Genomic DNA, 17,728 nt, shown 5'->3' on the forward strand with positions numbered 1-17,728 from the left:
CCTTAAAATAAATTTATACGTATTAACAGTATACACATTTTATTATAATAAGTAAATTTATTCCTCAAAATATTTAGAATCTCTAAGACTAAAAATTACTTCTGTTTTCTCTGGATAAGCACTTAATTGTGTTGCAAATTCCATATCTGCTTGTTTCTTCGGACGAATATTTATCGTTGTATCATATCCTAAGTCTATAAGTTTATTGTACAACATCTTAATTTCAGATATATCCTCTACTGCTATCTTAGGCTTTACAGAATAAGCTGCTCCTTCTCCAAACCAAGTAGCTTCTTTTGTAAAATCTACTGGAGAAGTTTCATTTATTTTTAATTTTACAGATATTTCATAATCATATCCTTGATTTTCAATTATATTAGCTAATTTTAGAGTTTTTTCATAGTCATTAGTATTCTTTATTTTTAAAGTAGCTTTATAATCTATTCCCAGTTGTGTTAAGTTATTAGCTATAGTAAAAGGATCAGTCTCTTCATAAGTTGGTCTAAATGTAACATTTACCAAGTATCCCATACTTTGATATTTTTTATGTAAATCTATTAATTCATATCCCTCTTTATCTATTAATAGTTCTTTTTTGTTAGTAGTTACTTGTTTATCATCTTCTATAGCTTCCTCTCTAGGAAAAATAATTTGTAATGTGTATAACATATACTATATCCTTTCTTTCAAAACAAAAATTTGGACTAAATTATCCTTATTTCCTTTAGTCCAAATTTATTCTTATATTATTTATTTTGTGTTCTTCTACCACGTTTATCAAAGAATTTCTTATCGGTATATTTTTTATCTTTACGTTTCTTATCGTCTTTATTATTTCTTTTTCTTCTATCATTTTTATAAGGTTTTGAACGACGATTTGATTTTTGCTCTTTTCTTACTAAAGGTTTTTCATAAGATAATTCTACATCTACATCTTTTTTAGAATTAATTAATTTATTAAGCAGTGTAGTAATAACTTTCTCCGAATTACTTTGTGCCATTAATTTATTTGCAAGACTATTTAATTCAGTATAATCTTGTTCTAAGTCTACTAATATTTCCTCATATATTCTACCATATCTTGCAATTTTAATTTCTTCATCAGAGAAGGGCCTTAACATTTTTAGGCGTTCTCCTTTTTGATTTTCAATATCTCGAAGATACGGCATTTCTACAGGATTCAAAAATGTCACTGCAACACCAGATTTCCCTGCTCTTCCTGTTCTTCCTATTCTATGTGTATAACTTTCTGTATCTTGAGGTATATCAAAGTTGTACACGTGTGTCACATCTCTAATATCAATTCCCCTTGCTGCTACATCAGTTGCTACTAATATTTGCAATGATCCATTCTTAAATTTTCTAAGTATTTCTAGTCTCTTAGATTGTGTAATATCTCCGTGTAATCCTTCTGCTAAGTACCCTTTTGCAACCAAGGCACTAGACAATTCATCAACACGACGCTTAGTTCTCCCAAAAATAATTGCTAAATTAGGATTATGAACATCTAAAAATCCTATTAACGTTGATAGTTTCTCATGTTCACGAGTAATAGTAGCATACTCAGTTATATCAGGATTTAGCTCTTCTACACTCATAGTTTTTATTAATTTATATTCTTTCATAAACTGTGTAGACAATTCTTTAATTGCTAATGGCATAGTAGCTGAAAATAGTAAAGTTTGATGATCATTTTCAATCTTAGATAAAATGAATCTTACATCATCTATAAATCCCATATTTAGCATTTCATCTGCTTCATCCAATACTAAATGCGATAAATTATTTAATTTCAAAGTCTTTCTATTTATATGATCTATTATACGCCCTGGTGTACCTACCACTATTTGCGGTTTCTTTTTCAAATCATTAATTTGACGTTCAATGCTAGCTCCACCAAAAATTATGCTAACTTTTATATTTTTATTTTTTGCCATTAGGCGTAATTGTTCTCCTACTTGTTGAGCAAGTTCTCTAGTAGGGGCTAAAACTAACGATTGTAAAGTTTCATTAGTTTTTATACTCTCTATAATAGGTATTCCAAATGCTCCTGTTTTCCCAGAACCTGTTTGTGCTTGAGCTAGCACATCTATTCCTGATAAAACATAAGGAATTGTCTCTTCTTGAATACCTGTTGGCTCGACAAAACCCATGGCAAATAAAGAATTTAACGTTTCTTTACTTACTCCTAGTTCTTCAAATGTTGTCATTACGTTCTCCTTACTTTTATTATTAAGTCATAAATTCTAAATATCTTTACTATTATAACAGAAATAAACAAAAAACGCTAGAAAATAATATAAGAATATAAATTCAATATAAAATTAACATACTAAACTCCTTGATAAACAATAAAATTATATATTAGCTAAGAAACGCCTCCACTTTGTTATTTTTTTAAAACTGGATATCCTCCATCTTCCAATATATATATTTCTTTACTTAAAGCATGATTTATCACATTATAAAAGTAAGAGTTATATATTAAAATTTTGTAATAATATTCAATTTAAACTACATTATAGGTTTCAAAAAATCTGACCAAGATTCATAACTATTAATATTCTTAGCATCATCAGATGCTAGCCATTCAATAGTTAGCGTATCATCTTCAGCAACTTTCACTTCATTTTTGTCAACTTCACAAATATATACTAAACCTATATGTACTTTTCCTACTTCTTCTTTATCATCATTAATTAATCCTATAAATTCCATACTTTCCAAGGCTTTATCAATACTTATAGAAATCTCTTCTTCTATTTCTCTTGCTGCATTAATTTTTATAATATTATTTATATCACTTTCTGAAGATATAGAATTCATATGTCCTCCTATACCAACCGACGCTTTCCCGTGCAATCTAGCTTCTCCACCACCTACTAAACGTCTATAAACTAAAATTTCTTTAGTTGATTTATCTCTAATTACTGTATAACCTATCAACTGCTTGTATCTAGGATCTTCTTCCATATCTCCTCTTCTTTTTACTTCATAACTGCTAAATGTAGTTACAATTTTTTTCACTCTTTCATCTTCTTTGGACAAAAAGCCATAAAAAGCATTTTCTTCATTATTAAAAATAATATTTCTATCAACAACTAAAATTTTTTCATCCCATTTACTCATTAAAATATCACTCCTATTTATTTTAAAATATCTATTAAAGTATAACATAAATAAAAAAGTTATACTAATGCAAAAAATTGTTGTTCACTTTGTTATGAACATTAGTTAATGTCGCAATATTATAAAATTAACTTTTTATTAAGTCTCAAAAATACAATAATATATTAAAAATGGATATTTCCTATATATTTTAGAAAATACCCATTTTTATATACTAAATTATTAAATTATATATTATTAATCAAGCTTAAAAGCTTGCATAAATTCTCCTACTTCTGTACACCTTTGGTGTAATTACTTCTAACTATATTTCTTTTTAATCACTCTAAAATAATATGTTACCATTAATATAGCATAAATTGCTAAACCGAATAACCAAGAAATCCAAAGTCCATAAACCCCTACTTCTCTAATAAACACTAAATAATATGCCAAAGGTACTCCTACAACATAAAATCCTATAAACATAAATATACAAGTAGGAATAACTTTTTTATATGCTCTCATAACACCTATTAATGATGCAGAAAATGAATCAAAAATAAGAAAGGCTATAACAAAATATAATAGCTGAGATGCTATGTTTACAAAAGAAGGATCTGTTCCATACAAATAAGGTATTTTTCTGTTCAAAATTGCTATAACTGTTGCTCCTATTATAGAAAAGACAATAGAAATAAAAACACCTATCTTTACATATTTATCTGCTACTTTATATTCTTTAGAACCTATATGATAAGCTACTATTATAGTTAATGCTCCCGATATACTCATAGGCAGTGCATATAAAAAACCACTAAAGTTAAGAGAACTTTGGTGAGCTGCTATCGTTGCAGTATCAAACTTAGAAACCATAAGCGATAGAACAGAAAACATAAAACTTTCTAAAGCTACTGCAATTATCATAGGAATTCCTAATTTAAAAATTTCAGGCCAATGAGATACTTTAACACCCTCTAATTTAAAAATTTTATATTTACTTATTTTTGGATGATTTAATATTACTATTAATGCCATTATAAACGATATAATATATGTTATATTTATCGCTATGGCTACACCAGCTCCACCAAATTCAGGTAGACCAAACTTACCAAAAATAAATATATATGATAGTACAATACTTATAGGAACATAAATTAACATAATAATCATTGATATTCTTGTAAGACCTAAACTATCAATAAAAGATCTAAGAACAACATATAAAGTTATTGGAATTATTCCTAAACTTTGATATTTTAAAAACTTAATAGTTATAGCAGCTATATCATCTCTAATCCCCAGTTTTGTCACTACATAATCAGAAGATAAATTTAATAAAACTGCTATTATTATACTTAGTATTAAAGAAATATAAATAAATTGTCTAACTTTAGTAGGAACTTGCTCTTCTTCTCCTTTTCCTATCAATTGAGAAACAATAGGTACTAAAGCTGCAACCAAAGTAGTTAAAATAGAAAGTATAGGGGTCCAAATATTAACTCCCATACTTAAACCTGCTAAATCTGTTGAACTATAATGTCCCGCCATAAAAGTCCCAATCATACCTGATGAATATGAAATCATTTGATATATTAGGACTGGAACTAATAACTTCATAAAAACTATAATTTGCTCTTTTGTTGTAGTAGCATTATACATAACAATCCTCCTAAAAATATCTATAAGTATAAAAAAATAAACCGATCAATAATGACCGGAAAATAAAAACAAAATGCAACCGAGAGTTGAATAATTATACCAACCGTTAGTTTAGTCGCCAGCTCAACCTTAACAAATTCTTACACCCACAAAATCCCTACTTAATGCTGCTTCTTTCCAGACCTGACATGGTTCATAAGTCTTGCGTCATAAGGTGCCTCAGTATCAACACTACGTATTAAACTCGACGTTACTATAATTACCCGAATCCCGGTATTCAGCCTTGCTAAAGCGGATTGCAAGTACAGGGCACCGCTAACTCCCCACCTAGCATTTTAATATTATAACAAAATTACAATTAGTTTGTCAATCATTTAAAGTAAACAGTAATATACAATTAAATACATAATAAAAAATGATTAGCTTTACTTTTAAAAAAGCTAATCATTTTTTAATTATTTATTTATTTTTTCGTTTAATTTCTTTGAATATAATACACCGAAAACTAATAATCCTAATAAAACAACCCAGAATATTATAGTCCAAGCTGTTGAATGAGGAAAGTCTGGATTTAAATATCCTAACGATGGATTAGCAGCAGCTATAACAAAAAGTTTTATACCTACCCATGCAACAATAAGGAAGGCTGCAAGCTCTAAACCTGGTTTATCATTTAATACTTTGATAAATACATTAGCAGCATATCTCATTATAATAACCCCTATTATACCTCCTATTACCATAACAATAAACTGACCTAGGTTAATTCCACCGATAGACGTTTCTGAAATATGAGGTAAAGTTATAGCAATAGCTACTGCTGCTAATATAGAATCAACAGCAAAGGCAATATCAGTTAATTCAACTTTCAGTACAGTCATCCAAAAGCCACTTTCTTTTCCCTTGCTAATCTCTTCTACTTCTTCTGGACTAGAACCTAACTTCTTATAAAAATCTATAATATGGATTATAGACATATAAAGTAAGTACAATCCACCTATAACTTGAATTTGCCAATATTTCGCAAGAACTGTAATCAAAAATATAGCTACTATTCTAAAGAATAATGCTCCGAAAAGACCATACAATAAAGCTTTCTTTTGTTGATTATGAGGTAAATGTCTCACCATGATAGCTAAAACGATAGCATTATCGGCAGAAAGTAATCCCTCTAACAAAATCAAACTTAGTAAAACTATAAAATATTGTAATAAAATCTGTGTATCCATTGTAATCTCCTTTCCAAATATAAAAGACCTTTGCTTAAAATTGTTTAAGCAAAGGTCTTACTAAATAACACAGTTATCTCTAATACCGATAGATAGTATCTACGAATTGACGATATTAGAAGTTCTTAGAGAACTAAGTTACTCCCCTTTGATATTATTAATACAATTATAGTCAAATTATATCTAAGTGTCAATTATTTTTTCTTAATAAATTTAACTAATAATGAAAGTATTAATAAAATCAAACAATTTATAGATAAACTAATAACTAGTTCATAAAAATTCCTATTAGTTATATTGTTCTCTAGCAAAGTGAATGATTTACTATATACTCCTAAAAAAGTATATTCTATATTTACAAAAAATTCACTAATTTTAGATAGATATATGACTAAAAATTTATTTCCTAAGAAAAATAATAATGTTAATGATAAAGCAATATTAGTATCATTAAATATAGATACAATAAATAACGTTACAAATATAGTAAACAATAACATAATTAAAATCAAAATAAAATATTTTTCATTTAAAAATGTACGTACTCCTATCCCTTTAATAAAATGTAAGTAACTAGATAATATCAATATCTTTGCAAACATAGAAAATAGAAATACTAAAATATTAGCTTGAACTTTAGAAACTAAAATATTAAAATAAGAAACATTAGCCTTATTTAATAATCTGTATACCCCTGTATAATAGTCTTCTCTATATGAACGTACTAAATTAACTACTACTATAATCATAGAAAAAATTAGTACTACTTTATAAAGATAAGAATATAGAAAATCTACAGTCGTTACATCCAAATAATTAGAAATTTTTTCATAATTATGTGCTAATCCTAGTAATATAATACTACTAATTAAAAAATATACGTAATTATATTTTCTTTTAAATATCTTCAAAAATTCTATTTTTAACATAACTACTCCTTAACCTCATAAAGTGATGTATTTTTATTAAAATCACCTATATTAACTACTCTAATATCTGATTTTACAAAATAATACAACGCTTTTTCTAAATCTGCTTTTCTTATGATAAGTTTATTCCCTATAATTTTAATATCTAAATCAATTTCTTCTACTATTCTTTCAAGATTTTCAGTAGCAAGCTCTATTATTATTAAATCTTTAACTATATTTAATTTAGAAAGACTACCATAATATGACTGTTTATTATCAGCAATAACTAAAGCATCGTGACATAAATCAGATATTAAATTAATACTTCTTGATATACTAATAAATGTTATACTGCTATTTGCTAATTTATCTTTCAGTATATCAAAAACTATCTGCTCATCTTCTGATGTTAAAGCACTATCTGCTAAATTTAATATTAATAAATCTTTACTTATTAAAGTTAAAAAATAAATGTGTAATTTTTCTTTTTCTGAATCAGTTATATCACTGTACTTAGTTTTACTATTAAAACCTAATTTTTCTATATTGTCTAACAAAACTTTCTTTTTAAATTTTATATCATACAGAGATAAAATATTTTTTAGAGTTTCATAAATAGAAAAATTTTTGTAAAATCCTATATCTTTGATAAGTAATGGCTTAGCGATATCTTTAATATTACTTTTATTAAATATTATTTCCCCATTATATTTTTCTTTATTAGCAAAAACTTTTTCAATAATCAAACTGCTACTATTATCTACTATAATAGACAAATTTTTATTATCTTCTAAAAAGAAATTTAATTCTAAACTATTTTTTTTACTTAATTTTTTTTTAAAATTTTTAAATTCTAGTGACATAAATACCTCATTAATTATTTTTAATATTTTATATATATTTTATATCTACATTAAATAAGCAATCACTATATTATAATATACTATATTTTACATATTTTCAAGAAAAAGAAAGTTAAGTAAACCAATCACTTAACTTTCTTAAAATTATTATTTTTTAGATTTAACTGTGCTAACAACTAATCCTATTATAAATCCTAATAATGCTATAGTAAGCCATCCAAAACTATGTTCATTTAATGGAATATATGCTATAGCTTTATCTAAAGCATTTATAGATACTCCGAAAGTCGAAGATACCGTAGTATATAAACTAAAGATTAATGTTGCAACCATAGTATACACATAAACTTCTTTTTTACCACCAAATAAATTATTAGCAAATCCTAAAATTACTAAAACTATTGACAGGGGATAAAGAAGTACTAGAACTGGTACTGCTGCTTGAATAAGTGTAGTTAATCCATAGTTTCCTACAGCAAAAGAAAACACAGCTATCGCTATCGCAAAAGTTTTATAATTAACTTTAGGGAATAATCTATTTAAGTAAATTGAACAAGCTGTTATTAATCCTACACTAGTAGTTAAACAAGCTAAAAATACTATTACAAATAGTAAAATATTTCCTACAGTACCAAAATAATAATTAATTGATCCTGTTAAAACTCCTGCTCCATTTTTTTGTAATCCTAATAATTCAAGAGAAGTTGCACCTATATTTGAAATAAATACATAAATCACTCCTAAAATACCAGAAGCTATAACTGCTGCACGTAAAGTATTTCTTCCTTGTTCATATTCATCTTTAACTCCGTATTGACGAACTGCATCCATAACAATATTACCAAATACTAATGCTGCTAAGACGTCCATAGTATTATAACCCTCTAAAATACCAGATGATAGAGCTGCTGCTGAAGTTGCATAAGCATCTGTTGGGGCACTATAGCTTCCCATAGGTTTTACTAATGAAGCTATAATTAAAACAACAATAGCAAGTAATAATACTGGTGTAATTACTGTTCCTATTCTATCAACTAATTTTCCTGGATTAATTGACAACCATAAAGATAACCCCATAAAAAATGCTAAAAATAGTGCTAATCCTATTTTTTGGTATTCTTCAGGTACAAAAATACTTACTCCTAAATCATATGTAGTAGTTCCTGTTCTAGGTATCGCAAAAAATGGACCTATAGTTAAATATAATAACGTTGTAAATGATAAACCAAACCATCTTCCTGCTCTACTAGATAAGTCTAATAAATCTTTTTCACCAGAATATCCTACTACTAAAACTGCTACTAAAGGTAATCCTACCCCTGTAAAAATTAATCCTAAGTCAGCCCATAATAGATTAGTTCCTGCATTTTGCCCTAGAAATGCTGGGAAAATTAAATTACCTGCTCCAAAAAACATAGCAAATAACATAAATCCTATAGATATATAAGGCTTCTCTTTAAAAAACTTCAAATTAAATCCTCCTTTAGGTTCTTTATCAAAATATTTTTAATACTCATCAAAAATGAGATGTATATATAGTATTATATTTAATATTAAATGTCAATGTATTATCAATATTTTTTTCATTTTTAATGTTAATTTTCTAAAAATTTAATATTAAAATCAATAATTTTCAAACTAATTGAAAGTTCATTTGTTTTTCTGTTTGTTTCCATTATCTTTGGCAACTTTTCATTAATTAATATAAAAAAAAAGCAAATACGATTAATTGTATTTGCTTTTTTATTATTTATTATCTTCTTTATAGTCGCAGTTTGAACAATATACTGCTTTCTTTCCTTCATATAAAATGTTATCACATTTAGGACATGATCTATTTATAGGTTTATCCCACGAAACAAAATCACAATCTGGGAATCCTTCACAACCATAGAATATCTTTCCTTTTTTAGACTTCTTCTCTAAAATTTCATTCTTTTTACATTTCGGACAAACAACACCTATTTTCTTCTGAATAGTCTCTGTATATCTACAGTCAGGAAAATTAGAACAAGCTACAAATTTCCCAAATTTTCCTAATTTAAATAACAACGGTGAGCTACATTCCGGACAATTTTCTCCCGTATACTCTTTTTTTATTTCTACTTTTTCTAATTGCTGTTCAGCTTTTTGTACATCTTTATAGAAATTCTCATAAAAATTATATATTGCTTCTTGCCATTTTATATCACCTTCGGCTATCTTATCTAAATCATTCTCTAGATTAGCTGTAAACTCGGAATTAATTATATCAGGAAAATACTGTGATATTATATTACATACTATCTCTCCTAATTCAGTAGGCACAAATACTTTATTGTTAATTTTGGCGTAATATCTTTTCTGCAAAGTATCTATTATAGTTGCATATGTAGATGGTCGTCCTATACCTAATTCTTCCAAAGTAGCTATTAAACGTGCTTCTGAATATCTAGCTGGGGGCTGCGTGAAATGCTGTTGTTCTTTTATTTCTTTTATTTTAGCATCTTCTCCCTTTTCAAATTCAGCACACACTTTTATTTTTTCTTTTTCTTTTAAAACTTTCAAAAAACCATCAAAAATAATCTTTGATTCACTAGCTTTATATACAACTTTATTATTTTCAAAAGTTGTATTTGTAGATTCATATACAGCTGAAGCCATTTGACTTGCCACAAATCTTTCCCAAATTAACTTATAAAGTTTAAATTGATCATTAGTTAAATGTTCTTTTATTTTATCTGGTGTAAATTCAACATTAGTAGGTCTAATACCTTCATGCGCATCTTGAACATTTTTCTTATTATTAATTTTCTTACTATTTGAACGTGTGTATTCTTTACCATAGTTTTCAAAAATAAAATTAGAACAAGCTATCTTAGATTCATCGGATATTCTAGTAGAGTCTGTTCTCATATAAGTAATAAGACCCGTTACTCCTCCTAGCCTTTTTAAGTTTATACCCTCATACAATTCTTGAGCTACACTCATAGTTTTTCTTGTTTTAAAATTTATTTTCCTAGATGCATCTTGTTGCATGGTAGATGTCGTATAAACATTAGGTGCATTTCTATTTTTATTTGTTTTTACAACATCAGTAACTAAAAATATCTGTCCTTTTATAGCTTTTTTTACCTTATCAACATCCGATTTTGATTTTAATTTTATTCTCTCTCCTTTATAAGAATAAAAATTAGCTGTTAATATTCTTCTATTTTTTATAAAATCTATTGGAATTGACCAGTATTCTTCTGGTATAAATTTATTGATTTCATTTTCCCTATCAACTATTAATTTTAATGCTGTACTTTGAACACGTCCTGCTGATAATTTTGGCTTAACCTTTTTCCATAATACTGGTGATATGTTATAACCTACAAGTCTATCTAATACTCTTCTGGCCTGTTGTGAATCTACTAAGTTTTCATCAAGATTTCTAGGATGCTTTATAGCTTCTTTTACTGCATCTTTCGTAATTTCATTAAAAACAATTCTATTTTTTCCTTTTTCTAAATCTAGAACACTTGATATATGCCAAGCTATTGCTTCTCCCTCTCTATCAGGATCGGATGCAAGATAAACATTTTTCATTCCTTTTGCTTCTTTTTTTAAAGTTTTTATTACATCTCCTTTTCCTCTTATAGAAATGTAATCAGCAACTATATTATCTCTATCAATAACCGAAACTCCCATCCTGCTTTTAGGTAAATCTTTTATATGCCCTTTCGAAGAAATAACTTTGTACTTCTTTCCAAGATATTTTTCTATTGTTTTAGCTTTTGACGGAGACTCAACAATTACTAAATTTTCTGCCATTTATTTTTTCTCCTAAAATGTTATAGTAAATGTATATTAATTCATTTTATTTTAATTGTCAATTATATTAATCAATCTTAGTTAAAATTAAAGGTTCCTCATTTTCTCTAATCACTATTGTATGTTCGTACTGAGCAACAAAAGAATTATCTTTTGTGACTAACTCCCATTCATCACGATCACTATTACCTACTTCTTTAGCTTTAGTAGAAACAAACGGTTCAACAGCTAAACACATACCATCTTTCAAAATAAGATTGTCCCATGGATCAAAATAATTAAAAACATGACTAGGTTCTTGATGTAAGCTAGTACCTATCCCATGCCCTGTCAAATTCTCTATTACTTCTAGCTTATGTTCTTTTATTTTTTTGTGAATATTTTTTCCTATTTGATTTATTTTTTTTCCTGCAACAGCAAATTTAATTCCAGCATAAAAAGATTCTTTAGCTACATCACAAACTTTCTGTTTCATAGGATTATCACATACTCCTACAACAAAAGATACTCCAGTATCAGCATAATAACCATCTTTACATCCAGAAACATCTATATTTAATAAATCTCCATCTTTTAATATCTTACTATTTGACGGAATTCCATGAGCAACTTGATTATTAAGTGAAATACAAGTATAGCCTGGAAAATCATATTCAGTTATTGGGGCAGATTTAGCTCCGTATTCTTCAAACATTTTTTTGGCTATATTGTCTAAATCTTTTGTTGATACTCCTGGGATGGCATGTTCTTGCATAGTATCACGTATTTTAGCACAAATATAGCCTATTTCTTTCATCTTATTTAATTGTTCTTCGCTATTTATTATCATATATTTTACCTCTTCGATTTATATTATATTAATAATTTTTAAATATTTAAAGTAATTCACTTAGATTTTCTATACTATATGTAGGTTGTTTCTCTTTATTTAATAATTGTTCTTTAGTTGTGACTCCCGTTTGAACATGAATTGTATCTATACCACTATTTATTCCAGCTAATATATCTGTATCATAATTATCGCCTATCATTACAATATCTTCTTTTCTACAACCAAACTTACTCATAGCTAGCTCCATTATAATATCATTAGGTTTTCCAATAACTGTCGCTTCAGTATCAGAGGCATATTCCAATAATTTAACTTGTCCCCCATTACTAAGAGCCATTCCTTGCTCTGTAGGAAGAAGCTTATCTGGGTTAGTCGCAATAAACTTTGCTCCTCTTAGTATAGCTTGACACGCTTTAGTAAGTTTATCATAAGTTACTAATCTGTCTAATCCTACTACAACAGCCTGTGCCTTTTTTTCAGATACTAAAGAAATATTGTTACTTTCTAGTGTTGTTTTTAAACCTTTCTCACCTATAACATATATTTTATCTATATTGTTATTTAATAAGTACATAGAAGTTGCCACTGATGATGTAAAAACATTTTTTTCTGTAGTTACTATTCCAAAAGTTTTTAATTTATCAACTACGTCTTTTTCTAATCTTGTGGAATTATTAGTTAAAAATAAATAATCTATATTATTAAAATTCAAATAGTCTATAAATTCTTTTGCATAATCTATTTTTTTATTACCATTATATATAGTTCCATCTAAATCTATTAAATATAATTTGTAGGATTTTATTTTCATTTTCTCTCCTATACTGAATAATTTATAGTTAATATTTTACAATCTTTTCAAAAAAAATAAAAGTAGTATTATAGAAATACCACTTTTATTTTTTATACTAATATTTTATTTTTGAGCTAATTTCGCTATTTCTACAATTACATCAGCAGCTTTCTTCATATCCTCTAGACAACTAAATTCATATTGACCATGAAAATTCTCTCCACCTACAAATATGTTAGGAGTGGGTATTCCCATATAAGATATTTTTGAACCATCAGTTCCACCACGAATAGGTATTATAATAGGCTTAATATCTAGATTTTTCATAGCTAATTCTGCAATATCAACTGATCTTTTATCTTTTTCTATAATATCTCCCATATTATAATATTGATCAAACATTTCATATTCAACTACATCACCATATTTATCGTTAATTTGTTTAGCTACATTTTCACAAAAGCTTTTTCTATCCAAAAATTGTTTTTTATCAAAATCACGAATTATATATGTTAAAGTAGCTTCTTCAATTCTAGCTTGTAAATCATGTAATAAATAAAATCCTTCGTAACCCGATGTATGTTCTGGAACTTCTTTTTTAGGAAATAGTGATGCCAATTCTACTGCAATTGTATTGGCATTTTTCATCTTATCTTTTGCTGTTCCCGGATGAACACTGACACCTTTTATTTTATATGTAATTTGTGCTGCGTTAAAACTCTCATATTGTAACTCACCTAATACACCACCATCCATTGTATATGCATAATCTGTATTAAAATATTTGGCATCAAAGTTATCCGCTCCACGTCCTATTTCTTCATCTGGACCAAATGCTACACGAATCTCTCCATGTTCTATCTCTGGATGTTCCAATAAATACTTCATAGCTTCTACTATTTCTACAATCCCAGCCTTATCATCTGCTCCTAATAATGTTGTTCCATCAGTTGTAATGAGTGTTTTTCCTATGTAATTTTTCAAATTAGGAAAATTTTCTACAGTCATTAATATATTATCAGTATCATTTAATACTATATCTTTACCATCATATTTTTCTATTACCTTTGGTTTAATATCTATAGCATTAAAAGCGGCAGTATCCACATGTGAAATAAATCCTATTTTATCAAATTGTTTTTTTGTATTAGCAGGTAGAGTTGCTGTCAAAAAACAATTTTCTTTTGTTAAAACAATATCACTAAGACCTATTTCTTCCAATTCTAATTTTAGCATTTTTAAAAATTCTTTTTGTTGCATAGTTGATGGGATAGTTAAACTACTAGCATCAGATCTAGTCTCAAATTTAACATAATTCAAAAATCTTTCTAGCATTGTACTATATTTCATAATAATTCACCTCTTAATTCGTTAAAATAACTTTTTATATTCTTTAGTAAAATTACGATAAGAAAATTCTCCTAATTTTCTATAGTTATAACTATTTGATACCAATTTAGTAAGAGCAGTGTCATAACTATCAACTTTTTCTAATTTATAATTAATTTCTACATCTTTTCTAATAGAAAAAGTAGCAAAACAAATACCTATTAATCTAGTTTGTCTAGTTGTATGATTAAAAGCTGAAGCTTCGACAAATATCTCCATACTTCTATTCCCTACTCCAGAAACATAACTTTTAAGTGTCAACATATCCTCCTTAGGCACTGAATCAATAAACTGATAATTATCAATGCTAGCTGTAACAAATGGTATACTAGTATATTTTCTTACAACTAATCCCATTATTTCATCTATCCAATAAAGTATCTGCCCTCCAAAAAGGGTATTATGCCTATTTAAATATGATGGATATATATTATAATTTCCTTCTACAAGAGTATCCTTGTAATTCATAGTTTCCCCTCCATAACTTTCTTATTTCTAAATCCAGACTATTCAATATAAACTGACCTAGAAATATTTAATACCTCTAAATCAGTTTATATAAATTATTCTATTGAATATAATAAATCTAATACTATTTTTTCTACTGTATCAATTTTAGATTCTGCTTGTTCTTTATTATCTCCTCTTACATAAATATAAAGTTTAACTTTTGGCTCTGTACCGCTAGGACGTAATGTATACCAAGTCTCATCATCATAAGAGAATTTCACCGCATTAGTTTTTTCTATATCTATTGATATCTCTTTATTATTTACTAAATCGTATTCTTTTTCTTCTAAATAGTCTGTTATAGAAACTACTTTAGCTCCTGATATTTCTTTTGCATATATTTCTCTATATTGTTCCATCATTCTAGAAATACGTTTAGCTCCAGCTGCTCCTTCTAAAGTGATTGATATAGTTTTATCTAAATAGTATCCATATTTTTTATAAAAATATTCTAAAACATCTACTAATGTTTTATTTTGTTTTTTGTAATAAGCAGCAGCCTCTACTAGCATCATAGCAATAGTTACACCGTCTTTATCTCTAAGGAATGTTCCTATATTATAGCCTATACTTTCTTCATAACCCATAACATAGTTCTTTTCTTTTGTAATATCAAATTCATTAGGTAAAGCTGATATATTTTTAAATCCTGTAAGAACATCTATTACTTCTATACCATACTCTTTACACAATGGCTCTACCATTTTTGAAGTAACTATTGATTTTACTATAACTGGATTTTTAGGCAATTTATTTTGCTTACTTAAACTTTCTACAACATATTTTACTAAAATGGCTCCTACCTGATTTCCATTTAAAGATATTATTTCATTGTCACGAACAACTTCAACAGCTAGTCTATCACAATCTGGATCTGTTGCAATCAAAATGTCTGCATTAACTTTCTTAGCTAATTTTTCACTATATTCGAATGCTGCAACATCTTCTGGATTAGGATATTCTATAGTTGGGAATGTTCCATCAGAATCTTTTTGTTCTTCAACAACATGTACATTTTTAAATCCTCTACGATCTAAAACAGTTGTAACAGCTTTATACCCTGCTCCATTTAATGGAGTATAAACTACCGATATATTTTTATCTATATTATCGTCATTAATAGTTTGAGCTAGTGCTTCTGCATAGAATTTTTCATCTATTTCTTCTCCAATATATTCCAACAAGCCTTTTTCTAAAGCTTCTTCTTCTGTTATAGTTACATATTCTCCAAATATATCCATTGAATTAATGTATTCTAAAACTTTGTCACTAATATTTGACTTGATTTGAGAACCTTCTTCCCAATAAACTTTATAACCATTATATTCTTTTGGATTGTGACTTGCTGTTATATTTATTCCACTTGCAGTTTTTAAATAACGAATAGTATAAGAAAGTTCAGGTGTAGGTCTTAAATCTTCAAATAAATATGCTTTTATCCCATTACTTGCCATTACTAAAGCTGATAATTTTGCAAATTCTTTAGAAAATAATCTACAATCGTGCGCAATAGCTATACCTTTTTCTTGTAATCCATTGTCTATAATCGTTTGAGCTAATGCTTTAGTTGCACGAGCTATTATAAATCTATTCATTCTATTAGAACCCATTCCTACTTTTCCACGTAATCCTGCAGTTCCAAATTCTAGCTCTTTATAAAATCTATCTTCTTTTTCTTCTTCATTTTCCGCTATATTTAGCAATTGATTTTTTTCTTCTTCTGTTAAAATTGGACTCTCTACCCATTTTTTATATAATTCATTATATTGCATACTCAAAAATACCTTTCTAATAAATTAAGCTAATTCCAAAGCTATTTCCATCATTTTTGTAAAAGCTGTTTGACGTTCTTCAGGTGTTGTTTCCTCTCCTGTAACTAATGAATCACTAACTGTTAAAATTGTTAGTGCATTAACTCCAGCTGCTATAGCATTAGCATAAAGTGCTGTACTTTCCATTTCTACAGCTAAAATACCCATTTTTATCCAATTTTCCATAGCATTTTTATCTGCATTATAGAATATTTCACTACATAAAATATTTCCTACATGAGTATCTACTCCTTTTTCATTTGCAACTTTATAAGCTTTGTTTAACAAATAAAAAGATGCTGGTAAACTTAATTGTCCAGGAATATTATATTGGTGTAAATAGTTTGAATTTGTAGAAGAAGCCATACCTAAAATTACATCATATAATTTTACTTCTGGTTGTAACGCTCCACAAGTTCCAATTCTTATAAGATTTTTTACTCCAAAAAAATGAATCAATTCATAAGAGTATATTCCTATACTTGCAGGTCCCATTCCTGTTCCCATTACAGATATCTTTTTCCCTTTATATGTTCCAGTGTACCCTAGCATTCCTCTAACTTCATTAAAACACTTGGCATCTTCTAAGAAAGTTTCTGCTATAAATTTAGCTCTAAGTGGATCACCAGGTAATAAAATAGTTTCTGCAATTTCTACTCCATTAGGCTTGATATGCGGTGTTTGTATATTTGTCATTTGTATTCCTCCTGAAAATGTTTTACCTATATATTATACATTCTTTTTAAAAATCTAACAAGCTATTTTTGGTCTAACTATCTCCATTTATCTTTTCTGTTATATGTGCTGTAACTATATTGATTT

15 protein-coding genes and 1 other RNA gene are annotated in these 17,728 nt (G+C 27.5%); all 16 read right to left on the bottom strand.

All coding sequences use genetic code 11. The annotated features are described in order from the left end of the window. Positions 1 to 57: 57 nt before the first annotated feature. Positions 58 to 669: a hypothetical protein gene (locus HZY83_RS03795; protein WP_179942748.1), complete on the bottom strand. Its 612-nt coding sequence runs from the start codon at positions 667 to 669 to the stop codon at positions 58 to 60. Between the two features lie 77 nt (positions 670 to 746). Beyond that, positions 747 to 2,210 carry a DEAD/DEAH box helicase gene (locus HZY83_RS03800; RefSeq protein ID WP_179942749.1) on the bottom strand — a complete coding sequence of 488 codons (1,464 nt, stop codon included), beginning with the start codon at positions 2,208 to 2,210 and terminating at the stop codon, positions 747 to 749. Positions 2,211 to 2,514: 304 nt separating this feature from the next. After that, on the bottom strand, positions 2,515 to 3,129 hold the full coding sequence (locus HZY83_RS03805) for an NUDIX domain-containing protein (RefSeq protein ID WP_179942750.1): 615 nt from the start codon (positions 3,127 to 3,129) through the stop codon (positions 2,515 to 2,517). Between the two features lie 300 nt (positions 3,130 to 3,429). Continuing rightward, positions 3,430 to 4,773 carry an MATE family efflux transporter gene (locus HZY83_RS03810; RefSeq protein ID WP_179942751.1) on the bottom strand — a complete coding sequence of 448 codons (1,344 nt, stop codon included), beginning with the start codon at positions 4,771 to 4,773 and terminating at the stop codon, positions 3,430 to 3,432. 71 nt (positions 4,774 to 4,844) lie between these two features. Then, an RNA gene (ffs, locus tag HZY83_RS03815) (signal recognition particle sRNA large type) lies at positions 4,845 to 5,109 on the bottom strand. 119 nt (positions 5,110 to 5,228) lie between these two features. Beyond that, positions 5,229 to 6,002 (bottom strand): TerC family protein, encoded by a 774-nt coding sequence (locus tag HZY83_RS03820; protein WP_179942752.1) that lies wholly within the window; start codon positions 6,000 to 6,002, stop codon positions 5,229 to 5,231. A gap of 194 nt (positions 6,003 to 6,196) precedes the next feature. Then, complete coding sequence (locus tag HZY83_RS03825; protein WP_179942753.1) at positions 6,197 to 6,931, bottom strand: hypothetical protein; 735 nt, start codon at positions 6,929 to 6,931, stop codon at positions 6,197 to 6,199. Positions 6,932 to 6,933: 2 nt separating this feature from the next. Beyond that, complete coding sequence (locus HZY83_RS03830) at positions 6,934 to 7,776, bottom strand: hypothetical protein (protein ID WP_179942754.1); 843 nt, start codon at positions 7,774 to 7,776, stop codon at positions 6,934 to 6,936. 147 nt (positions 7,777 to 7,923) lie between these two features. Further along, positions 7,924 to 9,246 carry a branched-chain amino acid transport system II carrier protein gene (gene brnQ, locus HZY83_RS03835; RefSeq protein WP_228098456.1) on the bottom strand — a complete coding sequence of 441 codons (1,323 nt, stop codon included), beginning with the start codon at positions 9,244 to 9,246 and terminating at the stop codon, positions 7,924 to 7,926. A gap of 276 nt (positions 9,247 to 9,522) precedes the next feature. After that, positions 9,523 to 11,571, bottom strand: a complete 2,049-nt coding sequence (topA, locus tag HZY83_RS03840) for a type I DNA topoisomerase (RefSeq protein WP_179942755.1) — start codon at positions 11,569 to 11,571, stop codon at positions 9,523 to 9,525. 67 nt (positions 11,572 to 11,638) lie between these two features. After that, positions 11,639 to 12,400, bottom strand: a complete 762-nt coding sequence (map, locus tag HZY83_RS03845) for a type I methionyl aminopeptidase (protein ID WP_179942756.1) — start codon at positions 12,398 to 12,400, stop codon at positions 11,639 to 11,641. A 46-nt stretch (positions 12,401 to 12,446) separates the two neighbouring features. After that, entirely contained in the window at positions 12,447 to 13,214 is a 768-nt protein-coding gene (locus tag HZY83_RS03850; protein WP_179942757.1) for a TIGR01457 family HAD-type hydrolase, read from the bottom strand. A 105-nt stretch (positions 13,215 to 13,319) separates the two neighbouring features. Then, positions 13,320 to 14,546 carry a peptidase T gene (gene pepT / locus HZY83_RS03855; RefSeq protein WP_179942758.1) on the bottom strand — a complete coding sequence of 409 codons (1,227 nt, stop codon included), beginning with the start codon at positions 14,544 to 14,546 and terminating at the stop codon, positions 13,320 to 13,322. Positions 14,547 to 14,567: 21 nt separating this feature from the next. Continuing rightward, positions 14,568 to 15,053: an acyl-CoA thioesterase gene (locus HZY83_RS03860; protein ID WP_179942759.1), complete on the bottom strand. Its 486-nt coding sequence runs from the start codon at positions 15,051 to 15,053 to the stop codon at positions 14,568 to 14,570. A gap of 95 nt (positions 15,054 to 15,148) precedes the next feature. Then, positions 15,149 to 16,867, bottom strand: a complete 1,719-nt coding sequence (locus HZY83_RS03865) for a phospho-sugar mutase (protein WP_179942760.1) — start codon at positions 16,865 to 16,867, stop codon at positions 15,149 to 15,151. Positions 16,868 to 16,891: 24 nt separating this feature from the next. Next, a complete protein-coding gene (gene deoD, locus HZY83_RS03870; RefSeq protein ID WP_179942761.1) occupies positions 16,892 to 17,602 on the bottom strand; it encodes a purine-nucleoside phosphorylase in 711 nt (236 codons plus the stop codon). Positions 17,603 to 17,728 lie beyond the last annotated feature (126 nt).

The organism is Gemella sp. GH3, assembly GCF_013415425.1.
Lineage (GTDB): Bacteria > Bacillota > Bacilli > Staphylococcales > Gemellaceae > Gemelliphila.